This is a genomic window from Kineothrix sp. IPX-CK, assembly GCF_039134705.1.
Lineage (GTDB): Bacteria > Bacillota > Clostridia > Lachnospirales > Lachnospiraceae > Kineothrix > Kineothrix sedimenti.
On the sequence record NZ_CP146256.1, the window covers coordinates 2,142,199 to 2,165,544 of the forward strand.

18 protein-coding genes are annotated in these 23,346 nt (G+C 45.9%); all 18 read left to right on the plus strand.

Annotated elements, in window-relative coordinates:
* The first annotated feature begins 10 nt into the window (after positions 1–10).
* The 18 genes from V6984_RS10400 (at position 11) to frr (ending at position 23,298) form a co-directional block, all read left to right on the plus strand.
* Positions 11–3,109 carry an alpha-mannosidase gene (locus V6984_RS10400; protein WP_342759714.1) on the plus strand — a complete coding sequence of 1,033 codons (3,099 nt, stop codon included), beginning with the start codon at positions 11–13 and terminating at the stop codon, positions 3,107–3,109.
* 30 nt (positions 3,110–3,139) lie between these two features.
* Positions 3,140–5,479 (plus strand): beta-glucosidase family protein, encoded by a 2,340-nt coding sequence (locus tag V6984_RS10405; protein WP_342759716.1) that lies wholly within the window; start codon positions 3,140–3,142, stop codon positions 5,477–5,479.
* A gap of 54 nt (positions 5,480–5,533) precedes the next feature.
* A complete protein-coding gene (locus tag V6984_RS10410; protein ID WP_342759717.1) occupies positions 5,534–7,960 on the plus strand; it encodes a beta-mannosidase in 2,427 nt (808 codons plus the stop codon).
* 42 nt (positions 7,961–8,002) lie between these two features.
* Positions 8,003–8,683, plus strand: a complete 681-nt coding sequence (locus V6984_RS10415; protein WP_342759718.1) for a D-lyxose/D-mannose family sugar isomerase — start codon at positions 8,003–8,005, stop codon at positions 8,681–8,683.
* 302 nt (positions 8,684–8,985) lie between these two features.
* Complete coding sequence (locus V6984_RS10420) at positions 8,986–10,032, plus strand: inorganic phosphate transporter (RefSeq protein ID WP_342759719.1); 1,047 nt, start codon at positions 8,986–8,988, stop codon at positions 10,030–10,032.
* 20 nt (positions 10,033–10,052) lie between these two features.
* Positions 10,053–10,676 carry a DUF47 domain-containing protein gene (locus tag V6984_RS10425; RefSeq protein WP_342759720.1) on the plus strand — a complete coding sequence of 208 codons (624 nt, stop codon included), beginning with the start codon at positions 10,053–10,055 and terminating at the stop codon, positions 10,674–10,676.
* Positions 10,677–10,790: 114 nt separating this feature from the next.
* Positions 10,791–11,957 carry a BMP family ABC transporter substrate-binding protein gene (locus V6984_RS10430; protein WP_342759721.1) on the plus strand — a complete coding sequence of 389 codons (1,167 nt, stop codon included), beginning with the start codon at positions 10,791–10,793 and terminating at the stop codon, positions 11,955–11,957.
* Between the two features lie 161 nt (positions 11,958–12,118).
* Positions 12,119–13,666: an ABC transporter ATP-binding protein gene (locus V6984_RS10435; protein ID WP_342759722.1), complete on the plus strand. Its 1,548-nt coding sequence runs from the start codon at positions 12,119–12,121 to the stop codon at positions 13,664–13,666.
* Positions 13,666–14,769, plus strand: a complete 1,104-nt coding sequence (locus V6984_RS10440) for an ABC transporter permease (protein WP_342759723.1) — start codon at positions 13,666–13,668, stop codon at positions 14,767–14,769. Before V6984_RS10435 ends, V6984_RS10440 begins: the two co-directional genes overlap by 1 nt.
* The gene (locus V6984_RS10445) at positions 14,766–15,719 is read left to right on the plus strand and encodes an ABC transporter permease (RefSeq protein ID WP_342759724.1); all 954 of its coding nucleotides are present in this window, start codon (positions 14,766–14,768) and stop codon (positions 15,717–15,719) included. The genes V6984_RS10440 and V6984_RS10445 overlap by 4 nt, the downstream gene beginning before the upstream one ends.
* A 127-nt stretch (positions 15,720–15,846) precedes the next feature.
* Positions 15,847–17,295 (plus strand): ATP-binding protein, encoded by a 1,449-nt coding sequence (locus V6984_RS10450; protein ID WP_342759725.1) that lies wholly within the window; start codon positions 15,847–15,849, stop codon positions 17,293–17,295.
* Positions 17,285–18,364 (plus strand): HD domain-containing phosphohydrolase, encoded by a 1,080-nt coding sequence (locus V6984_RS10455; protein ID WP_342759726.1) that lies wholly within the window; start codon positions 17,285–17,287, stop codon positions 18,362–18,364. The genes V6984_RS10450 and V6984_RS10455 overlap by 11 nt, the downstream gene beginning before the upstream one ends.
* A 42-nt stretch (positions 18,365–18,406) precedes the next feature.
* Positions 18,407–19,426 carry a chemotaxis response regulator protein-glutamate methylesterase gene (locus V6984_RS10460; protein WP_342759727.1) on the plus strand — a complete coding sequence of 340 codons (1,020 nt, stop codon included), beginning with the start codon at positions 18,407–18,409 and terminating at the stop codon, positions 19,424–19,426.
* Positions 19,427–19,442: 16 nt separating this feature from the next.
* Positions 19,443–19,838, plus strand: coding sequence for a response regulator (locus tag V6984_RS10465; RefSeq protein ID WP_342759728.1), 396 nt, complete (start codon positions 19,443–19,445; stop codon positions 19,836–19,838).
* Between the two features lie 26 nt (positions 19,839–19,864).
* On the plus strand, positions 19,865–21,169 hold the full coding sequence (locus tag V6984_RS10470; RefSeq protein ID WP_342759729.1) for a chemotaxis protein CheA: 1,305 nt from the start codon (positions 19,865–19,867) through the stop codon (positions 21,167–21,169).
* Between the two features lie 113 nt (positions 21,170–21,282).
* A complete protein-coding gene (locus V6984_RS10475) occupies positions 21,283–21,987 on the plus strand; it encodes a polymer-forming cytoskeletal protein (protein WP_342759730.1) in 705 nt (234 codons plus the stop codon).
* A 1-nt stretch (position 21,988) separates the two neighbouring features.
* Positions 21,989–22,684: a UMP kinase gene (gene pyrH / locus V6984_RS10480; protein ID WP_342759731.1), complete on the plus strand. Its 696-nt coding sequence runs from the start codon at positions 21,989–21,991 to the stop codon at positions 22,682–22,684.
* 62 nt (positions 22,685–22,746) lie between these two features.
* Positions 22,747–23,298, plus strand: a complete 552-nt coding sequence (gene frr / locus V6984_RS10485; RefSeq protein WP_342759732.1) for a ribosome recycling factor — start codon at positions 22,747–22,749, stop codon at positions 23,296–23,298.
* Positions 23,299–23,346 lie beyond the last annotated feature (48 nt).

Sequence of the window (23,346 nt, forward strand, 5' to 3'; positions counted from 1 at the left end):
GAAGAGTCATATGTGGTTTATCGATAAAAGAATACAGGTAATCTGTGATGAATTGAAGAGGCTTACGATTGTAAAGGCTTCTCCCATAGAAAACATCAGTTATAAAAAGGGCAGATATTTCTATCCGTCCGAAGCAGAGAAAAGCGAAGTTCCTTGGGAGGAATTCTGCCCTAAGACGATGAAGTGGTACGGTCCTGACGGGCACTACTGGTTTAAGGCAGATTATACCGTTCCCGGAGAATGGAATGAAAAAGCGCTTCGGCTTCATGTAAAGACTCAGATCGAGGAATGGGACGACGGGAAGAATCCTCAGTTTCTATTATTTGTAGACGGAAAAGAGACGCAGGGTTTAGATATGAACCACCGCACCGTTTCGCTTGCCGCAAGAGCTAAAGCGGGTGAGACATGGAAGCTGGACATACAGGCGTATACGGGAACCTTGCATGCGGAGTTCGATATGATCATGGAGATGCAGCAGGTGGATCTTGAAATAGAAAAGCTGTATTATGACTTGATCGTTCCGCTCCAGGCATTCAGCCGCATGGAGAAAGATGATAAGGTGAGAATGGATATTGAGACGGTGCTTAACGAAGCGGTGAATCTTTTGGATCTTCGCACACCCTATTCAGAAGCTTTTTATACAAGCATAAAAAAGGCTGATGCTTATCTGGAAAAGGCACTGTATGAAGATATGGGCGGATACGAAGAGGTAATCGCAACCTGTATCGGACATACTCATATCGACGTAGCTTGGTGGTGGACCGTAGAGCAGACGAGAGAGAAGGTAGGAAGAAGCTTCGCCACGGTACTGAAACTGATGGAAGAATACCCTGACTATAAGTTCATGTCCAGCCAGCCGCAGCTCTATGATTTCTTAAAAGAGCGCTACCCTGATTTATATGCGAGGATAAAGGAACGGGTAAAGGAAGGCCGCTGGGAACCGGAAGGCGGTATGTGGGTGGAAGCGGACACCAACTTAACCTCAGGTGAGTCTCTGGTACGCCAATTCCTGTACGGAAAGAAATTCTTCAAAGAAGAGTTCGGTGTGGACTGTAGAATCCTGTGGCTTCCTGATGTATTTGGATATTCGGGAGCTCTGCCTCAGATTATGAAAAAGAGCGGCATCGACTATTTCATGACCACGAAGCTGGCATGGAATCAAATAGATAAGATGCCTTACGATACCTTTAACTGGAAGGGCATCGACGGAACATCTGTATTTACTCATTTGATAACGACGCTTGGCGTAGGTCAGAGCAGCGATGACTTCTTTACCACTTATAACGGAATGCTTCATCCTGACGCGATTATGGGCGGCTGGAAGAGATACCAGAATAAGGAAATAAATAACGACATCTTAATTTCCTTCGGGTACGGGGACGGGGGCGGCGGTCCTACGAGAGAAATGCTGGAAACCTCCAAAAGAATGGAAAAGGGAATCAAAGGCATACCTAAGGTGCGTCAGGAATTCTCCGGTACTTATTTCGAAGAACTGTTTGAACGTGTTAAGGATAACCGAAGGCTTCCTACCTGGGAGGGTGAGCTGTATTTCGAATATCATAGGGGAACTTATACCTCCATGGCAAGAAATAAGCGCGCTAACAGAAAGAGCGAGTTTTTGATGATGAATCTGGAGCTGCTTGGCTTAATGGCCTCTTGGAAGGGCATAGCCTATCCGAAAGAAGAAATCGATAAAATGTGGAAGACGATACTTCTCAATCAATTCCACGATATTCTTCCCGGTTCCTCCATTCATGAAGTATATGAAGTGACAAAGAAGGAGTATGAGGAATTGGCTGTAACGGGAAATGAACTGCTTACAGAGAGAATCGAGGCGCTCGCCGGAGAAGGAAAAGCGGTTACGGTACTCAATACCCTCGGTTTTGACAGAAATGATATCGTGCGTCTTCCTAAGGAGTGTAAGGGCGTATTAAAGGATGCGCAGGGTCATGTATATCCGATTCAGAACATGGAAAATGAAGCAGTCGCTTTCCTTGCAGATATACCCTCTAAAGGCTTCAAAAGTTTTGAAATGGCGGCGGGAGAAGCTGTGGAAAGTCCCTTCAAACGATTGGGCGGAAGTCTGGAAACGCCTTATTATAAGGTAGAGCTTGACGGAAACGGTCTCTTTACTTCCATTTATGATAAGAAGAATGAAAGAGAAGTGTTGAAAGAGGGGGAAAGAGGCAATCTCTTTAAGATGTATGAGGATAAGCCCATTTATTATGATAACTGGGATATCGATATTTACCATACTGAGAAAAGCTGGAAGGCAGAAGCTGTCAAGAAGCTTGAATGGCTGGAAGAGGGACCGGTTTGTACGGTTCTTAGCATAGAACGCGAGGTGAGCAATTCCTTGATAAATCAGAAGATTTATTTCTATGCGGACAGCCCGAGAATCGATTTCGAGACATATGTGGACTGGAAGGAGCATCAGCATCTTCTGAAGGTGCATTTTCCGGTGGACATCCATACGGATGAGGCATCCTTCGATATCCAGTTCGGCAATCTTACGAGAAAGGTTCACACGAATACGAGCTGGGATATGGCGCGCTTCGAGTCGTGCGGGCAGAAATGGATGGACCTTTCGGAAGGACACTATGGCGTCAGCTTACTAAATGATTGCAAGTACGGATATTCAGTAAAGGATTCCGTTATGACACTTACTTTGATCAAGTCCGGTATCGAGCCGAATCCGGTAACGGACCAGGAGGAGCATTTCTTTACCTACTCCTTATATCCTCATGCGGGCAGCTTGAGAGAATGTGATACAATAAAAGAAAGCTACTGCCTGAATGTGCCGCTTTTGTCTGTGGAATCCGGTAAGGCGGGCGTTAAGGAATCCCTTCTTTCGGTGGATGCACAAAATGTCATGATAGAGACGGTAAAAGTGTCGGAGGACGGAGAGGGAATCATCATCCGTATGTACGAATATGAAAATGCAAAGACCCGAGGTACGGTATCCTTTGGGATGGGCAAGACGATCAAAAAGGTTTGCGAGTGCAATCTTATAGAAGAGAAAGAAGATAATTTGGTAGAATATACGGACAAAGAATTCCGGTTTACCATAAAGCCCTTTGAAATCAAAACCTACAAGGTGATTTTGTAAGTGAGTGAGTTATGAGAAAGGCATGGTATCATGGTGCAAGAGGACAAGATATTTCAGGACGGACAAGAGGTCTGTATCTATAAGGATGTGTCACGCCCTGCGAAAGAGAGAGCGCTGGATTTGCTGAGCAGGCTGACCCTGAGGGAAAAGGTTGGACAGCTCAATCAACGGCTTTATGGCTTTAATGCCTACCTCCGCATGGGGGAGGACGTGCAACTTTCCGATGAGTTTAAGCGGGAGGTGGAGCTGTGGGGAGGGCTGGGAGCTCTTTACGGGCTGTACCGGGCCGATCCCTGGTCTGGAAAAGATTATGAAAACGGACTTTTTGGAGAAACGGCGATTAAGGCCTATAATCTAATGCAGGAATATGTCATAGTCCATTCCCGTTTCGGGATTCCTGCGCTCTTATCCAGTGAATGTCCTCATGGGCATCAGGCTTTGGATGGATATTTGCTTCCTGTCAATCTGGCGATGGGTGCTACCTTTCATCCGGCGCTGGTAGAGGCGGCATATCATATCTGCGGTATACAGATGAAGGAAATGGGCGTGGATCTTGCGCTCATCTCCATGCTGGATGTGCTCAGAGATCCCAGATGGGGAAGGAGTGAGGAGTGCTTTGGCGAAGACCCTTATCTTGCTTCCGTTATGGCGGCGGCAGTGGTGAGAGCCGTGCAGGCGGAGGGAGTAGGTGTGGTGGCGAAGCATTTCGCTGCCCAAGGTGAGACTACCGGAGGAGTGAATGCCAGCGCGGCGCGTATCGGTGAGAGAGAGCTTCGGGAGATTCACCTGCCTGCGGCGAAAGCCAGCGTGGAGGAAAAGGTTGCTGGAATTATGGCGGCCTATAATGAAATAGACGGAATTCCCTGCCATGCCAATGACTGGCTGTTGAAAAAGGTGCTGCGGGAGGAAATGGGGTTCGATGGAATTGTCATGGCGGACGGCTTTGCCGTGGATCGGCTGGATATGCTTACCGGCGATACGATGAGTTCCGGCGCCGGCGCCCTTATGAACGGTGTGGATATGTCCTTGTGGGATAACGGTTTTACTTTGCTGGAAGAGGCGATAAGCCGCGGACTGGCTGAGGAAAAGAGGCTGGATGAAGCGGTGCTTAGAGTACTGACGCTGAAGTTTGAAAGAGGGCTGTTCGAGCATCCTTATCTGGAGGAGGAAAAAAGAAAATTTGATTTTTCGGCTTGCCAAGAGAACCGGTATCTTGCAGAGGAGTCCGTTGTCCTATTAAAAAATGACAGCCGCATTCTTCCTCTTAGTGAGGACGGAATAAGCAGTCTTGCGGTAATTGGCCCGGATGCGCTTTACATTTATTCTCAGCTGGGAGATTATACTCCGCCGTTGAGACCCGGGACGGGTTCGAGTGTTGCGGAGGGAATCTTACAATTTGCAGAAAAAAAAGGAAAGATACGTGTCACAGTGTGCAAAGGCTGCGGCGAAGAAGATGATAAGGAACAGCTTTCACATTGTGGTGAACCGTATCCTGACCGTGAAGGATTGTTCTCTCAGGCAATAAAAGCTGCGCAGGAAAGCGATGTTACGCTGCTAGTGCTTGGCGGTTCTTCCAGCCGCTTCGGGCAAGCGCAGTTCGATAAAAATGGAGCGGTCATAACGGATCGGAAGAAGAAGGCGAAGATGGACTGCGGCGAAGGCGTGGATTTATCCTCACTCAAGCTTCCGAAAGAGCAGCTGGCGCTGGCGCTGGCCGTATATCAGGCTGCGAGAAAGACGGTAACGGTTGTGATTGCAGGAAGACCCTATGATCTTCAGGGAATTATAGAGGAAACGGACGCGCTTATGTACGCGTTTTATCCCGGACCGGAAGGTGGGAAGGCGCTTGCCGGGCTTTTATTCGGTGAGGTTTCGCCTTCGGGAAGAATGCCTGTATCCATTCCTCGCGGTGCACAGCGCCTTCCGGCGTATTATAATTACAGGAGTTCTTATGACGCCATGCACTACTGCGACGGCGAGGACGGACCGCTTTTTTCTTTCGGCTATGGACTAGGATACGGGGACGCAAAGTATTCGGACTTCAAATTACGACCGGATGAAGCATGTGAAGGCGATATGGTACTGGAATTCGATATAAAAAACGATGAAGACCGTACCGTATGGGCCGTGCCGATGGTTTTTATAAACCGTCTTAGGGGTAGTGTTATACCGAGAGCTAAAGAACTGATTGCCTTTGACAAGCGGAGACTTGCACCGGGGGAGAGAGTACGGGCGAGGATTCAATTGGGAAAGGAAACGTTTTTTAGCTGGAACAGGAAAATGGAATATAAGACAGACCCTGGAAGGGCCCGCATAATGCTTTGGGACGGCGAAAAGGACTTATGGAGCGGGGATATCGGATTAGGATAATATATCCATGTTAGAATATCCAAGATAGGATATCTTTGAGATTGGAGATAAGGAATGAAGAAACAACAATTAACGACTGGCTGGCAGCTTTTATGGAACGATAGGCTTTTGGACACGCAGGTGCCCTTTTCCGTGTATTCGGACTTGCTTTCTCATGGAGAGATAGAGGATCCCTTTTACCGGGACAACGAGAAGGAGGCCTTTCCGCTGTCTGAAAAGGATTATATATACAGGCTTACCTTCGATGCCGAGGAAACGCTGCTTTCCTGTGGAAAACAGTGGCTTAATTTTGAGGGCATAGATACGCTGGCTGAAATATACTTAAACGGAGTTTTCTTGGGAAAGACCTTTAACATGCACAGAACATGGGAATTTCCTTTAGAAAATATACTGAAGGAAAAGGGGAACCTGCTGGAAGTGCGTTTGTATTCTCCTACGCGCTATATGGAGGAGCAGATTGCCCTGCACGGAGCGATTCCCTGCAATACGGATACGCTGGACGGCTTCCCTTTCCTTCGCAAGTCAAGCTGTATGTCAGGCTGGGATTGGGCGCCTAAGCTTCCCGATATGGGGATTTTCAGACAGGTTACCCTGCTTGGCGGAGAAAACGGAAGGCTTTTGGACGTGCATCTGCGACAGAAACATGAAAATGGCAGAGTGTGGCTTTATTTCCATGTGGATTTGGAGGTGTGGAAGGCGGAGGAAAGCAGCTACCGTGTCACCATCATTTCTCCCGACGGAGAATCTGTTGTACTTAAGAATTCGCCGAAGGAAGCAGAAATATGCAGTCCTTCCCTCTGGTGGCCCAGAGGATATGGAAAGCAGGACCTATATACGATAAAGGTGGAGGCGGTGATAGACGGAAAGACAGAGGATATGTGGGAACGCCGTATCGGCCTCCGCACGATGAAAATGCGTCTGGAAAAGGATCAGTGGGGAGAGAGTTTCGCTCATGAAGTGAACGGAGTAGCTGTATTTGCTATGGGAGCAGACTATATCCCTGAGGATTCCCTTCTGCCGAGAATCAGAGAGGAGAAGACGAGGAAGCTTCTGGAACAATGTGCTCTTGCCAATTACAATGCCCTTCGTGTATGGGGCGGCGCATATTATCCCGACGATTGGTTTTATGATGCCTGCGATGAACTGGGGATCATCATATGGCAGGATTTTATGTTCGCCTGCTCTACGTATCTTCTTACAGAGGAGTTCGAAGAAAATATTTCCCATGAAATAGCGCAGAATGTCCGAAGAATCCGCCATCATGCCTGTCTTGGGCTTTGGTGCGGAAACAACGAAATGGAGGATATGATACTGTGCGGCTATACGGAGATTCCCAGACTTCGCGGAGACTATACGCGGATGTACAGCTACGTCATTCCTAAAATAGTGAAAAAGGTAGATCCGGATACCTTCTACTGGCCGTCCAGCCCTTCTTCAGGAGGAGATTTCGACGAGCCGCAGGACGAGACGAGAGGAGACGCTCATTACTGGCAGGTATGGCATGGATACAAGCCCTTTCCCGATTACAGAAAGCATAACTTCCGTTACGCTTCGGAATTCGGGTTCGAGTCTCTCCCGTCCTTAAAGACCATCGAGGCCTTTACTCTGCCTGAGGATAGGAACGTATTTTCCTATGTGATGGAGAAACATCAAAGAAGTGAGAACGGATATGCAAAAATGATGGTTTATATGTCCCAGTATTTTAAATATCCCAAAGACTTCTCCTTGCTGGTTTATGCCTCCCAACTGATGCAGGGGCAGGCGATGCGCTACGCAGTAGAGCATTGGAGACGGCACAGGGGACAGTGTATGGGAGCTATCGTATGGCAGCTTAATGACTGCTGGCCGGTGGCGTCGTGGTCCTCTATCGACTACTTTGGGCGCTGGAAAGCATTGCACTATTTTGAAAAAAGATTTTTTGCACCTGTTTTGGTATCCTGCTGCGAAGAAGGGCTTCTGACCCAGAACCCCAATCCCAACGCACGGCCTTACGAGGTGGAAAAAAGTATTCATCTGAACGTTGCCAATGAGACGAGAGAGGATAGAAGAGTTACCGTATGCTACAGCTTAAGAGACAAGTATTCTTGCGTCATCGGAGAAGAGATGAAAGAGGAAGTATTCGTTCCGGCACTGAGCAGCGTGTGGCTGGAAAAAGAGGATTTGCCTCACGCAAGGCTGTATGAGGATCATGTTTTTTATACGTGTGTGCAGGAAGGTGAAGTGATTTCGGAGGGAAGCGTAATTTTTTCCATGCCGAAGTTCCATAAATATGCTGATCCCGAGCTTACGGCCCGTATAGAAGGAGAGGAAATCGTCGTGACCGCCAAAGCTTACGCCGCTTCTGTAGAGCTTCTGAATGAGGAGGAGGACTGGGTTCTGTCCGATAACTATTTCGATATGGAAGCTGGAGAAAAAAGAGTAAGGATTATATCCGGCAAGGCGAAGAGAGTAGGAGTACGCAGCATTTACGACATCGGTTGATAAATACAGAAGAATATAAAAAAGACGGAGGAAAGAAAGGTTATGAAACGTTCGGAAATCAATCAGCGTATCAAGGAAATGGAAAAGCTTGTAAGAGAAAATGGATTTCATCTGCCGCCCTTTTGCGGCTGGACTCCTGAGGAATGGAGAGAAAAGGGACATGAATATGACGAAATAAGGGACAATATGCTGGGCTGGGACATAACGGATTATGGCCTTGGCAATTGGGAAAAGGTAGGTTTCGCTCTGATCACGCTCAGAAACGGCGGACAGGATAACCCGAAGTATAAAAAAGTGTATGCGGAGAAGCTTTTGATGCTAAAGGAAGGCCAGCATTCCCCTATGCACTTCCACTGGAAGAAATCGGAGGATATTATTAACAGAGGCGGCGGAACTCTAATTATTCATGTGTACAACAGCGACGACAAGGAAGAACTGGCAGACACTGACGTATGTGTCAATTCCGACGGACGCTCCTATTATGTTCCTGCGGGAACCGGAGTAGAACTTAAGCCCGGAGAAAGCATTACGCTTTGGCCTTACCAGTACCATGACTTCGATGTGAAACCGGGAACCGGGGATGTTTTGATCGGAGAGGTATCTATGTGCAACGATGACAATACGGATAATAGATTTAATCCGCCGGTAGGCCGTTTTCCTGCAATTGAAGAGGATATTGTTCCTTATAGATTCCTTTGCAACGAATATCCCGAAGCGGAGTAATTGTAATTTTGATATAGTGCTAAAAGCATCGCCGGAGATTACCGATACTAAGGTATGGCGGTGCTTTTGCTTATGCAATAGGATTACCTCCTATTGCATAAGCAAAAGTCGATGCATAGGCAATAGAGCATAAAATTTTGGATTTAATTAGCTGAATTTTGAATATTTTGTTGATACATTTGTCGGCTTGTGATATTCTAGTAAACGTGGTACTTTGATTTCGGCAGTAGTTTTTTGTTGAATATAGTATGCTTGTTTAGGGGAATTATAACAACATATACAGCTTGATAAGGAGACGTAATATGAACATTGTTGACTTCATTTCGCAGGTCGTACAGAACCCCGTACTTTTGATTACCGTTATTTTAACCTGCGGTGTGGTATTTGTAAACGGATGGACAGATGCTCCGAACGCAATCGCGACATGTATCGCGACTCGCGCCATACCGCCCCGGGCAGCGATTATGATGTCGGCGGTGTTTAATTTCTTCGGAGTATTTGTTATGACCCTCATTAACTCCACGGTGGCCATGACGATTAAAAACATGGTAAATTTTGACGGAGCTACGGACGAGGCGATTCTCGCGCTGTGTGCAGCACTTTTTGCGATTATTATATGGGCTGTGGCAGCATGGTATTTCGGAATACCCACCAGCGAGAGCCATGCCCTGATTGCCGGCTTATCCGGAGCAGCCATCGCATTGCACGGCGGAATCAGCGGCATAAACGGTTCGGAATGGATGAAGGTTATTTATGGCCTCGTACTTTCCACCATATTAGGATTTTCCAGCGGTTTCATATGCACGAAGCTGACAGAGTTCTTATTCCGAAATGCGGACAGAAGAAAGACGGTAAGCTTCTTTCAAGGGGCTCAGGTCTTCGGAGGAGCGGCCATGTCGTTCATGCATGGTGCGCAGGACGGTCAGAAATTCATGGGAGTGCTGATGCTCGGTGTTTTTCTGGCAAACGGAAGCGAGACTACGGGAAACGTACAGCTTCCTATTTGGATGATGGTACTTTGTTCTACGATAATGGCACTTGGCACCTCTATTGGAGGACGTAAGATTATAAAATCGGTAGGTATGGATATGGTAAAGCTGAATACTTATCAAGGCTTTTCCGCTGATTTGGGCGCAGCGCTTTCCTTGCTGGTGGCATCGCTTACAGGTATTCCGGTCAGCACTACCCATACCAAGACTACATCTATCATGGGAGTAGGTGCTACGCAGAGACTGTCGGCAGTCAATCTGGGAGTGGTGAAGGAGATGGTATTCACATGGATCCTGACATTTCCGGGGTGCGGTCTTATCGCATTTGTGGCAGTGAAAATTTTTAATTTGTTCGGTTGATTACAAAAGGAGGATTTAAAGTGGCAAAGGGAAAAGATAGTTTTTATTTTCAGAATTTTTTGGAGAGTATCCGCATTTCTAAAATGGCGGCCGACAAGCTGCAGGATATTATAAGAAATTATAATCACAGCGTTATCGAAAAGGATGTAGCTGCGATTCATGAAATTGAGCATATGGGCGATTCGAAGAAGCATGAGATGACGAGGGAGATCGTTAAGGCTTTTATAACTCCCATCGATCGTGACGATATCGTAAAGATAAGCAACTGCATTGACGATGTAACGGATTCTATCGAAGATATCATTATTAATTTATATACGTGGAATATTATGGAACTGAGACCGGACGTGGTTCCCTTTGCAGAACTCATTTCAAGCTGCTGTGATGCGGCGGAGGGCCTTTTGGGAGAGGTGCACGATTATAAGAAGTCACAAAAGATCATGGATCATATCATTGAGCTCAACCGTCTGGAGGAAAAAGGCGACGATCTTTATATCCAAAATATAAGAAAGCTTTCCATAGAGAATGCTGATCCCTATACAGTAATGGCTTGGAGGGAGATTTACCGCTCCTTCGAAACGGTATGTGATTGCTGCGAGGACTTGGCAGATGCGGTAGAAGCAGTTATTATCGCGAATACGTAAGAAAATGCTTAAATAAGTTTAAGCTCTCATTGACGATGTCATGCAAAACATGTTAAAATACTTGTATTGAAATTATAGGAAATATATTTCAAAAACAAGGAGGAAAGTTTTATTATGAAGAAGAAAGTATTAGCTATGCTTCTTACGGGCGCGATGGTTCTCTCGTTAGCGGCATGCGGAAGTACACAGACAGCCCCTGCGGCTGAAACGGAGACTACCGAGACAGCTGAAACTGAGCCCGAAGCGGAAGTGACCGAAGAGACGACAGAAGCTGCAACCGAAGAATCGGCAGGCGGTTATGAACTCGCATTGGTAACAGACCTTGGAACGATCGATGACAAATCTTTCAATCAGGGTGCATGGGAAGGTCTTACCCAGTATGCAGAAGAAGCGGGCGTTACCTACAAGTACTATCAGCCTCAGGAAGCTACCACAGATTCCTATGTAGAGACTATTGGTCTTGCAGTTGAAGGCGGAGCGAAGCTTGTTGTATGTCCCGGATATTTATTTGAAACACCTGTTTACATAGCACAGGAGCAATATCCTGATGTAACCTTCATTTTGTTGGACGGTGAACCTCACAGCGAGGATTACTCTGACTATGTTACAGGAAGCAACACCATGGCTATTTTATTCCAGGAAGACCAGCCGGGTTATCTTGCAGGTTATGCGGCTGTGAAGGATGGAATGACGAAGCTCGGTTTCATGGGCGGTATGGCTGTTCCGGCAGTAGTTCGTTTTGGTTATGGATTCGTTCAGGGTGCTGATGCGGCTGCTACTGAGATGGGTGTTAATGTAGATATTATGTATCATTATACGGGGGCGTTCGCGGCTACTCCGGAAGCACAGGCTATGGCAGCTTCCTGGTACCAGAACGGAACCGAAGTTATCTTTGGCTGCGGTGGTGCGGTAGGTAACTCCGTAATGGCAGCGGCAGAGGAAGCTAATGCGAAAGTAATCGGCGTTGACGTAGATCAGTCCTATGAATCCGACACTGTAATCACTTCTGCAATGAAAAAGCTCTCTGTTTCCGTATATGACGGAATCAAGGCTTTCTATGACGGCAGCTTCCCGGGTGGTTCTACAACTATTTTCTCAGCAGAGAACGATGGTATCGGACTTCCTATGGATACTTCCAAATTTACCAACTTCACACAGGCCGACTATGATGCAATTGTTGCGAGTCTTGTAGACGGTTCCATTACGATTAGTAATGATGTATCCGATACGACGACAGCAGACCTTACTTTATCTTCGGCAAAGGTTACCTTTGTTGAATAAACTTAAGTGTTAGGATATTTAAAGGAAATTTGAGTTATAGCCAAAAAGGGTGCTTATTTGAATAAGCACCCTTTTTTAACCAGAATACTGGTTCAGACCAGCCATATGAAAAGTCTGATTTTAGATAGAAATATTCAGAAGGAATGGATGAGGGAAAACATATGGACTATGTAATTGAGATGATGGGGATCACAAAAGAATTTCCGGGGATTATTGCTAACGACAATATTACCCTGCAGTTGAAAAAGGGCGAGATTCATGCGCTGCTTGGAGAAAATGGCGCCGGAAAGTCTACTCTGATGAGCGTGCTTTTCGGTATGTACCAGCCGGAGAAGGGGATTATCAAGGTAAAGGGCCAGGAGGTTAAGATAAAGGGGCCTTTGGATGCCAATGCTCTGGGAATTGGTATGGTACACCAACACTTTAAACTGGTACATAATTTTACTGTGCTTCAAAATATCGTGCTCGGCATAGAGACTGTGAAAAGCGGTATCCTTCGCATGGAAGATGCCCGCAGGAAAGTAGTGGAACTGAGTGAAAAATATAATCTGTTCATTGAGCCTGATGCTCTTATCTCCGATATTACGGTAGGAATGCAGCAGAGAGTAGAGATACTGAAGATGCTTTACCGCAATAACGAAATTATGATATTCGACGAGCCTACGGCGGTACTCACCCCTCAGGAAATCGATGAATTGATGATCATAATGAAAAATCTGACGAAGGAAGGTAAATCCATCCTTTTTATTACTCATAAATTAAATGAAATAAAAGCGGTAGCGGACCGTTGTACGGTACTGCGCCGGGGCAAATATATCGGCACTATCGAAGTGGCGGATACGGACAAGGAGACGATGTCCGAGATGATGGTAGGGCGCAAGGTAAATCTGACCATCGATAAGCAGTCTGCGAAGCCAAAGGAGGTAGTGCTTTCCGTAGAGCATTTGTCTGTTAAGACCAAAAAGGAAGGTCACACGAAGGATTTGGTAAATGATGTGAGCTTTGAGGTTCGAAAAGGTGAAATCGTATGTATTGCTGGAATCGACGGTAACGGTCAGTCAGAGTTAGTATATGCGATTGCCGGTATCGAGCGTATGAGCGAGGGCAAGATGATGATAAACGGTGAGGATGTGACAAACAAGAGCATCCGCTATAAAAACACCCACGGCCTTTCTCATATCCCTGAGGATAGACATAAACACGGCTTGGTGCTCGATTATAATCTGGCTTACAACCTTATTTTACAGCAATATTTTCAACCGGAATTTCAAACGGCCGGTTTTCTTAAGAACGAGAAAATATATGAATATGCAGATAAGCTGATCGAAGAGTACGATATCCGAAGCGGGGAAGGAACGGCAACTATCGTTAGAAGCATGTCGGGAGGCAATCAGCAGAAAGCCATTGTAGCCAGAGAAATCGGACGAGGTCCCGATTTGCTCTTGGCAGTCCAGCCCACAAGAGGTCTGGATGTGGGGGCAATCGAATACATCCACAAGCAGCTCATCAAGCAGAGAGATGAGGGAGCAGGTATTTTATTAGTCTCATTGGAACTTGATGAGGTTATGAACTTGAGTGATAGAATTCTCGTCATATTTGAAGGAAGCATCGTGGCGGAACTGGACCCGAAGGAAATTACGGTGCAGGAATTAGGACTTTACATGGCGGGTTCTAAAAGGCAGGTAAAAAAAGAGGAGGCAGGTTTGTAATGAAAAAGAAGAGAAATATAAATCTGACCGGACCGGTATCTTCGGTATTTGCAATCGTCATCGGACTTCTGTTCGGGTTTGTCGTATTGCTGTTTTGCAACGCTTCTCAGGCGGTTCCGGGTTTTTTGACCATTCTGACGGGAGCTTTTACTCATGGGCTTAAGGGTGTGGGACAGGTGTTCTACTACGCAACACCGATCATTCTTACCGGTTTATCTGTGGGATTTGCATTTAAGACCGGCCTTTTCAATATCGGAACACCGGGGCAGTTTATTGTAGGCGCATTCGGAGCGGTGTATGTAGGCATAGTGTTCACTTCTCTGGGCTCCGTACACTGGATCGTGGCGGTGTTGGTCAGTGCGGTGTGCGGTGCCGTATGGGGAGTTGTTCCCGGTTTGCTAAAGGCATTTTTCAATGTAAATGAAGTGATTTCTTCCATCATGATGAACTATATCGGCATGTATGCGGTGAACTGGAGTGTAAAGGCGGATAAGGTGTTATTCAACAGCATGCGGAACGAATCAAAGAATGTGGCGGTAAGCGCCCAGATACCTAAGATGGGAATGGATAAACTATTTCCCGGTTCCAGCGTAAATGGGGGTATCTTGATCGCTATCTTGGTGGTATTAATTATTTATCTAGTTTTAAATAAAACTGCTTTCGGCTTTGAACTGCGTGCAGTAGGATTTAACAGGGAAGCGAGCCGTTATGCGGGTATCGATGAAAAGAAGAACATTGTTTTCTCTATGATGATAGCAGGTATGATTTCAGGACTTGCGGGAGGTCTTCTTTATTTGGCCGGTACCGGCAAACATATTGAAATCGTGGATGTGCTGGCGTCAGAGGGCTTTACCGGAATTTCCGTAGCCCTGCTGGGACTCAGCCATCCTATCGGTGTTTTGTTCGCAGGAATCTTTATCGCTTATCTGACGGCGGGAGGCTTTTATTTACAGTTATATGAATTTTCCACCGAGATTATCGACATTATCGTAGCCGTTATTATTTATTTCAGTGCTTTTGCACTGATCGTGAAATCCTTCATGGCAAAGACTGCGCGCCGCAGGCAGGCGAAGAGTGAGAGGAAGGGAGGGAAGGGAGAATGAGTGTAGTATATTTTATTTTCCAGCAGACGATGTTCTTTATGATCCCTCTCTTGATAGTGGCTCTGGGCGGTATGTTTTCCGAGCGAAGCGGCGTTGTCAACATCGCTTTGGAAGGGATTATGACCATGGGCGCATTTACCGGAATTCTTTTTCTGAATCTGACGGGAGGCAGTATGAGCGGGCAGGGGCAGCTATTGATTGCCGTTGTCGTTTCCATGGTGACGGGAGGGATATTCGCGTTATTCCATGCTTATGCTGCAATTAATATGAAGGCGGACCAGACTATCAGCGGTACAGCTCTTAACCTTTTTGCGCCGGCTTTCGCAATTTTCGTAGCCAGAGTTATTCAGGGGGTACAGCAGGTTCAGTTCACCAATACTTTCCGTGTTGCAAAGGTGCCCCTTCTCGGGGATATTCCGGTAATCGGTGATCTGCTTTTTAAGAACACATATATTACCACCTATTTGGGATTCGCGGTGCTCGGCATATCGGCGCTTGTTCTGTATAAGACGAGGTTCGGGCTCAGGCTGCGTGCTTGCGGAGAACATCCTCAGGCGGCGGATGCGGCCGGAATCAACGTGTACAGAATGCAGTATGCCGGCGTTGTCTTATCGGGAGCATTGGGAGGACTGGGGGGACTGGTATTCGTAGTACCTACTTCCACCAACTTCAACGCTACGGTGTCAGGTTATGGATTCTTAGCTTTGGCGGTACTCATTTTCGGACAGTGGAAACCGGTGAAGATTCTGTGGGCCTCTTTGTTTTTTGGCCTGATGAAGGCGATAGCAGCAGCTTATTCCGGGATCCCCTTTTTGGAAGGACTGGGCATACCCAGTTATCTCTATAAGATGATACCTTATATTGCGACTCTCGTAGTGCTCATCTTTACTTCTAGAAATTCACAGGCTCCGAGAGCCTCCGGTATTCCTTACGATAAGGGCGCGCGCTGATTGAACAAATTGAATATATTGATCTGTTATATTAATATAAAAAAGACAGCTTTTCGAAAGAAGGGCTGTTTTTTTGATAACTTGTTTGGTAAAATAGTAACAGTAAGTATGGGCGGGGGCGATATATATGGAACAAAAGAGTGTGATGGAAATTCTCATGCAGGAAGCGCTGGAAATCATTATAGTTTTCGGTTGTGATGGAAATATTTTGAAATATAACAAGGCCGCCGGTGAAGAACTGGGATATGGAGAGGAACTATGCGGTATCAATATCGCGGAAGTGCTGCGGAAGGAATTCGAAGGCGGGAGCGATGTTGTAACTGTGATGGAATACTTGAAGAACCGGAAGGAGACGGCAGTTTACAGGGACAACGGCACCTGCTTTAGCGTCAGGCTCCATATAGAATATGACAATGAAAACTGCAGATATTTCTTGTTCGCTTTGAATATGGAAGTCAATCGGGAGATGGCCAACGAAGTATCACGTATCAAGGAAGTTGCTTCCCGGGCGATGGAGGTTAAGAACGATTTTGTCGCCAATATCACCCATGAGCTGCGGACTCCGGTAAACGGAATCAGGGGACATGTGGAAAATTTAAAGGATACATATCTTACAACGCAGCAGAGACGAACTTTGGATATCATAGAGCATTGCTGCAACAACATGTCCTCGATCATCAACAACATTTTAGACTTTTCAAAATTGCAGTCGGGCAAGTTCGAACTGGAAAATCGTAAGTTCGATTTGCGGGAGATGATGGAAGATATTGTGTCGGCAAATCTTGCGACGATAAATGAAAAGGGGCTTAAGCTGACTGTAAACGTGGATGAAAGCGTTCCGCAGATACTGATCGGTGACGAGCTTCGTCTGACACAAATATTGAACAATCTGCTGTCTAATGCGGTGAAGTTCACCGCTGCGGGCTTTGTCCGTATTGAGGTTGCTGTGACATTTAGGTTCAGCGATGAAATAGAGCTGTTTTTTATGGTATTGGATTCTGGAATCGGTATTTCAAAGGAGGAGCAGGATTGTCTGTTCCAGAGCTTCTCTCAGGTGGATACGTCTATAACGAGAAGATACGGAGGAACGGGGCTTGGGCTTACCATCAGCAAGGAATTGGTGGAGCTTATGAACGGCAAGATATATTTGCAGAGTGAGAAAGGGCGGGGCAGTAATTTCTCCTTCTCGGTACGCCTCCATACGGCGGAGATGACAGACTGCAGGGCGGAATATAAAAAAGAAATCAAGCAATTTCTCGGACAGCACAGTGAGGAGGCACAATATAAACAAATCGAAGAATGTTATTGCTTCGGCTCGAAGGAAAACAAAAATGAGCTGGCTGGACGAATGGAAAAATTAGTGCTCTGCATTGAGCTGGGGGCGTGGGAAAAAGCGGAATTCTGGGCGGGAGAACTGTCCAAGCTGCTTAAAAACGCAGATACGGATGTAAAAAGGGCCGCTCTTAAGCTGGAAATGGCAGTCAGAAAAGAAGATTACGATAAGAGTATGCTGCTCTATGAAGATCTGGAACGGCTGATTTTGGAGAGAACCGGAGAGATGCACTATGGATGTTGAAATGAAGAATCAGAAAAATGCGCAGATACTCGTAGTCGACGATTTAAAGATGAACATCCTTTTTCTTGAAAAAATCATAAGGAAGATGGGTCATGAGCCGCTTTTGGCCGCCAACGGGAAGGAAGCGCTGCAAATTGTCAGATCATCCTCTCCCCAGGTTATCCTGATGGATATTGCCATGCCGGAGATGAGCGGCTATGAAGTATGTGAGATATTGAAGAAAAATAAGAAGACCAGAGATATTCCGGTTATATTCATTTCTGCGATGGATTCCAGTGAAAGCAAAATCAGAGGCTTTAAAGCGGGGGCGGTAGATTTTATCGTAAAGCCTTTTGAACCCTTAGAGGTTACCATGCGAATTGAGAATCACCTGAAGATGTACAAGCTTCAGGAGGAAATGAAAGCCTATAATTATAAGCTCAATTGTCTGGTGAACGAGCAGATGAAGAGGATAGAAGCAGAGCAGAAGAATATTTTGTATGCTCTTGCCAAGGTTACGGAGGGAAGAGACAATTCCATAACCAATCATCTGGAAAACATCAGGTACAACAGCCGGATTTTAGCGCAGAGCCTTCAGTTTAGTCCCCTTTTCGAGAAGGAGATCACAGCAGGGTTCATCGAAAAGATAGGTGTTGCGGCGATGCTTCACGACATCGGAAAAGTACAAATCCCCGACGAGGTGCTCTTAAAACCCGGGCAGCTCAATCGCGAGGAACGTAAGGTCATTAAACAGCATGCGGAAATCGGCGCTCATATATTGGAGGAAATTCATGAGAATGCGGAGAAGAATGATTTTCTTCCGATGGCGATCAATATCGCAAAGTATCATCATGAAAAGTGGGATGGCACTGGTTATCCCGAAGGTCTTAAGGGAAAGGATATTCCCCTCTGCGCAAGAATTGTTTCGCTCATCGATATTTTTGACACGCTGACGGGTGAGCGGTGTTATAAAATAGCATATACGATAGAGGAAAGCCTTAAGATTATTGAAGAATGCAAGGGAATCTATTTCGACCCCCACATTGTGGACATATTTATGAAGGTACATAAGCAGCTGCGTCATAATTAATCGGCGGCACCACATATTTTCAGGCAGAAGAAAGGACAGGATATGCGTCAGATAAAAGTATTGATTGTTGAGGATTCCGTTGTATTTCGGAATCTTTTGGTACAAGGACTGAATGAAGATCCAAATATAGATGTAGTTGGCGTGGCGGGAGATCCTTTTGAGGCCAAGGACCTCATCCCGCAGTGTAAACCGGATGTTATGACTCTTGATATCGAAATGCCCAAGATGAACGGGATTGAATTTCTTCGAAAGATGATGCCTCAGTATCCAATGCCGGTAATCATGCTAAGCGGCATGGACGATAAGGTATTCGATGCAATGGAAGCGGGAGCGGTGGATTTCGCTCACAAACCGGTGAACATGTCGAGAACCACTGTCAATGAGTTCATAAGGCAGGAGCTGATTGCCAAAATAAAAATTGCCGCCTCCGTAGATGTGAGAAAACTGCATCGAGCGGAAGTGAGCAGGCCGGTCAGATGGGACAGGCTGAGCAATAGAAACTGTATCATAGCTATTGGAGCTTCTACCGGAGGGACTGAGGCTATTTATGATATTATAAAGCATTTTCATAAAGATATTCCGGGAGTGGTTATTGTTCAACATATGCCCGCGGGCTTTACTGAGATGTATGCAGCCAGAATGAATAATCAGTGCGTGGTGGAGGTAAAGGAGGCCAAGGATGGAGATGCGGTGAAAAGAGGACAAGTGCTTATCGCTCCGGGCGGCTATCAGATGCGCCTTGTGAAATCCGGCTCAGAATACTGTGTGGAATGTAAAAAAGAGCAAAAAGTCAGTGGACACTGTCCGTCGGTGGACGTGCTGTTCGATTCGGTAGCGAAGACGGCGGGAGCAGATTCCATCGGTATCATACTGACAGGCATGGGAGGTGACGGTTCCAAAGGCATGAAGTCAATGAAAAACAGCGGAGCTGTCACCATAGGACAGGACGAGGCGACCAGCGTGGTATACGGGATGCCTAGAGTAGCCTATGATATTGGTGCGGTGAGATACCAGTTGCCTTTATGTGATATAGCCCACAAGATTTATAGCCTGTTGGAGTAGAAGAGGGGGGAAAATAATGAAGATACTATTAGCGGAAGACGACTTTGCCAGCAGAAAGTTTATGTACAAATATTTGAGCCGTTACGGAGACTGTGACATCACAGTAAACGGGCTAGAGGCATTGGAGGCTTTTCAAATGGGTCTCGCCGAAGGAGACCCTTATCAGCTTATTTGTCTGGATGTTATGATGCCGGAAATGGACGGTTATCAGGCTCTTTGTAAAATTAGGGAAATTGAAAAAGAGAAAGGGATAAAAGGAGACAAAGCTGTTAAAATCATTATGACCACAGCGTTAAATGAGGAAAAAAACGTAAAGAAGGCCTTTAACATGAACTGCACCGCTTATTCAGGAAAGCCTGTCGACACGGAGAAATTTGAGCTTCTTTTGAAGAAAATAGGCTTGATCACATAGAACATTCTTACTGGAGGAGGAAGACAATGGAAGGAAGCTATGGTTCCGACGGAATGCTCGATATGTATTTATATGAAAGTTTTCAATTGCTGGAACAGATGGAGACGATAGTCCTTCTGGAAAAGAACGAAGAGTTTCTGGATGAAGAGAGCGTTCAGGAAATTTTCAGGATCATGCATACGATAAAAGGTACTTCCGGCATTATGATGTACGATAATATAGCGGCTGCGGCGCACAAACTGGAGGATGTTTTTTATTACTTAAGGGAGGCCTATTCGGAGGAGATAGCGGCAAAGGAGCTGACGAAATACATCTTTATGGTATCGGATTTCATCGAAGAAGAGCTGATAAAGATAAAGGAAGTGAGAAATCCGGATGGAGATCCGGAAGAGATCATAAAATGTATCGATATGTTTTTAGTGAAATGGAAGGCGAAAATACGGAAAGAGGGAGGGGAACTTCCTCCTGAAAACGTGTATGTGGAACCCAGCCAGTTCTATATAGCTCCCGCCGAAGAACGCTCGGATAAACTGCCTTCTATCATCGATCTGGGGGTGGAGCCAAGTCCGGGAGATTATGTAATCAAAAACAGCGTACAAAAGGAAGAAACTATCATAGGTGTCAGCGAAGGAAAACTGGATAGGCTGACAAGGCTTGTGGAAAACCTGATGGAGGCCGAGAAAAATACGCCGGAGGAATCGGATTGGCAGGAAATGAAAGAAAAGCTCTTGAAAATAACGGATGAGCTGGAGGATACGGTAATCCAGATGAGAAGGACCTCCCTTGCAGGAACCTTTCGCAGAATGAACAGACTCGTATACGACGTTTCCAGAAAGCTGGACAAGGAGATAGAGCTAAGCGTTTCGGGTGAGGATCTGGAGGTTGACAGAAAAACGATCGTGTGCATTTCCGACTCGCTGATTCATCTGGTGCGCAATGCTGCTGATCATGGAATTGAAGGACCGGACGAGCGTTCGCAGGCGGGGAAGACAGAAAAAGGCAGGATTTCTATAGATGCAAAGTTAGATGACGGCATTCTCTCTATTTGTGTGAGGGACGATGGAAGGGGTATCGATAAGAGGATAATATTCGATAAGGCCGGCCGAAAGGGACTTGTACATAAGGATATTAACGAATATACGGACAAGGAAATCTACCGGTTCCTTACCTATCCGGGCTTTACCACAAAGGAGAAGGTGACGGAATATTCTGGTAGAGGAGTAGGGCTTGATGCCGTAGTGGGCGGACTTGAGAAAATAGGGGGAAGATTGGATATCGACAGCGTGCAGGGAGAAGGCACGGAGATGATTATGAGACTTCCGCATGCTTAGGCATTCTTTTTTCATTTTCTCTCTTTCCACTAAAGAATAGATGTGATACAATATATTAGAATTGTGTAAAGCAATGACGAAAGAAGTATCCGGAACAGATGGAGGAGAATGGTATGGGTTTTTTTACGGATTTAAAAGATGATTTATCGCAGGCTGTGAACGAGCTGATGCCGGCGGATGGAAAGGCTCCCGATGAGCCTGTCAAGCCGGAAATTGTGACTACGCAGACTGAAGCGGAGAATTCGAAAGGGCAGTTTGGCATGACGGATTTAAACGAATCGTCGGATATCCAACCAAAGCCGGATACGGTAAATTATCATACGCCAGAGCCGGACACGACAGAGAGAAAAGTGTCGGATGAAGTAGCTATAATAACCGCAGGAATGACGGTAAGAGGTGACATTTCTTCGGAGGGTTCCATGGACTTGGTCGGAACGGTCATCGGTAACATAGAGGTGCTCGGAAAGCTGAACGTTACGGGGTGTATACAAGGCGATTCCAGGGCTTCAGAAATTTATGCTGAAAATGCCAAGGTGACAGGGGAGATTAACAGTCAGGGAAGCGTGAAGATAGGAAACAGCTCTGTCGTTATAGGTAATATTTTTGCGACCAGCGCGGTAATCGCTGGAGCAGTAAAGGGAGACATCGATGTACACGGTCCAGTGCTTTTGGATTCTTCAGCGATTGTCATGGGCAATATCCGTTCGAAGTCGGTGCAGATCAACAACGGAGCGGTTATCGAGGGTATGTGTTCGCAGTGCTATTCCGATATAATTCCGGCGAACTTCTTCGAAGAATTCAATAAAGGGAAGAAATAACATGAAAAAAATTTTATTAAAGCTCAGCGGTGAAGCTCTTGCCGGCGATAAGAAAACGGGGTTTGATGAAGAAACGGTCAGAAAAGTGGCATTGCAGGTTAAGCAACTTGTAGAGGACGGTATTCAGGTCGGAATCGTGATCGGAGGAGGTAACTTTTGGAGGGGACGCTCCAGCGAAAATATCGACCGAACAAAGGCGGATCAGATAGGTATGCTGGCTACAGTGATGAACTGTATATATACCTCCGAAATTTTTCGTTCTGCCGGAATGAATACGGAGATACTTACTCCCTTTGAATGCGGTTCCTTTACGAAGCTTTTTTCGAAGGACAGGGCCAATAAATATTTTTCACAGGGAAAGGTAGTGTTTTTCGCTGGAGGAACGGGTCATCCTTATTTCTCCACGGATACGGGAGTGGTTCTTCGTGCGGTAGAGGTGGAGGCCGAGGTCATTCTGCTCGCAAAGGCGGTGGATGGCGTTTATAATGACGATCCGAGGAAGAATCCGGATGCGAAAAAATACGGGGAAGTGACTATCGACGAGGTAATCGCCAAGAACCTTCAGGTGGTGGATATGACCGCTTCTATTTTAGCGAGAGATAATAAGATGCCTATGTGGGTGTTTGGTTTGAATGAGGAAAACAGTATTGTAAATACTGTGAAGGGAAATTTTAACGGAACAAAGGTAACGGTATAGATAGAGGTTATAGAAATAATAGAGATAGCAGAAAAAGCAGAATCATTTACGGAGGTTGACATATGAACGAGAAATTACAAATTTATGATGCGAAAATGAAAAAAGCATTCGAATTTTTAGAAGCGGACTATGCTTCCATTCGCGCAGGACGTGCAAATCCCCATGTGTTGGATAAGATCAGGGTAGACTATTACGGAACACCTACTCCGATTCAACAGGTGGGTAACGTTACGGTGCCTGAACCGAGAATTATTCAGATCGCTCCATGGGAAAAATCCCTTATTAAAAATATCGAAAAGGCGATTATGGCTTCTGATGTAGGAATTACGCCTAGTAATGACGGCATAAGCATTCGTCTCGTTTTCCCCGAGCTTACGGAGGAACGCAGAAAAGAGCTGGTAAAGGATGTTAAGAAAAAGGGTGAGGACGGCAAGGTCGCAATCCGCAATATAAGAAGAGACGGGAACGAAGCCTTCAAGAAGTTAGGAAAGGGCGATGTTTCAGAGGATGAGATAAAGCAGCTTGAGGATGAACTGCAGAAGATGACGGATAAGTTCATTAAGGATATCGATAAGCTGATCGATGAAAAGTCCAAGGAAATCCTTAAAGTATAATAATATAAAATGAAGAGGGACAGTCGATAGAAATCGCATTGTCCCTTT

What these genes read in the sequence shown, in the direction of transcription:
- V6984_RS10400 (WP_342759714.1), top strand. Translation starts at nt 11, where the DNA reads ATGTGGTTTATCGATAAAAGAATACAGGTAATCTGTGATGAATTGAAG.
- V6984_RS10405 (WP_342759716.1), top strand. Translation starts at nt 3,140, where the DNA reads ATGGTGCAAGAGGACAAGATATTTCAGGACGGACAAGAGGTCTGTATC.
- V6984_RS10410 (WP_342759717.1), top strand. Translation starts at nt 5,534, where the DNA reads ATGAAGAAACAACAATTAACGACTGGCTGGCAGCTTTTATGGAACGAT.
- V6984_RS10415 (WP_342759718.1), top strand. Translation starts at nt 8,003, where the DNA reads ATGAAACGTTCGGAAATCAATCAGCGTATCAAGGAAATGGAAAAGCTT.
- V6984_RS10420 (WP_342759719.1), top strand. Translation starts at nt 8,986, where the DNA reads ATGAACATTGTTGACTTCATTTCGCAGGTCGTACAGAACCCCGTACTT.
- V6984_RS10430 (WP_342759721.1), top strand. Translation starts at nt 10,791, where the DNA reads ATGAAGAAGAAAGTATTAGCTATGCTTCTTACGGGCGCGATGGTTCTC.
- V6984_RS10435 (WP_342759722.1), top strand. Translation starts at nt 12,119, where the DNA reads ATGGACTATGTAATTGAGATGATGGGGATCACAAAAGAATTTCCGGGG.
- V6984_RS10440 (WP_342759723.1), top strand. Translation starts at nt 13,666, where the DNA reads ATGAAAAAGAAGAGAAATATAAATCTGACCGGACCGGTATCTTCGGTA.
- V6984_RS10445 (WP_342759724.1), top strand. Translation starts at nt 14,766, where the DNA reads ATGAGTGTAGTATATTTTATTTTCCAGCAGACGATGTTCTTTATGATC.
- V6984_RS10450 (WP_342759725.1), top strand. Translation starts at nt 15,847, where the DNA reads ATGGAACAAAAGAGTGTGATGGAAATTCTCATGCAGGAAGCGCTGGAA.
- V6984_RS10455 (WP_342759726.1), top strand. Translation starts at nt 17,285, where the DNA reads ATGGATGTTGAAATGAAGAATCAGAAAAATGCGCAGATACTCGTAGTC.
- V6984_RS10460 (WP_342759727.1), top strand. Translation starts at nt 18,407, where the DNA reads ATGCGTCAGATAAAAGTATTGATTGTTGAGGATTCCGTTGTATTTCGG.
- V6984_RS10465 (WP_342759728.1), top strand. Translation starts at nt 19,443, where the DNA reads ATGAAGATACTATTAGCGGAAGACGACTTTGCCAGCAGAAAGTTTATG.
- V6984_RS10470 (WP_342759729.1), top strand. Translation starts at nt 19,865, where the DNA reads ATGGAAGGAAGCTATGGTTCCGACGGAATGCTCGATATGTATTTATAT.
- V6984_RS10475 (WP_342759730.1), top strand. Translation starts at nt 21,283, where the DNA reads ATGGGTTTTTTTACGGATTTAAAAGATGATTTATCGCAGGCTGTGAAC.
- pyrH (WP_342759731.1), top strand. Translation starts at nt 21,989, where the DNA reads ATGAAAAAAATTTTATTAAAGCTCAGCGGTGAAGCTCTTGCCGGCGAT.
- frr (WP_342759732.1), top strand. Translation starts at nt 22,747, where the DNA reads ATGAACGAGAAATTACAAATTTATGATGCGAAAATGAAAAAAGCATTC.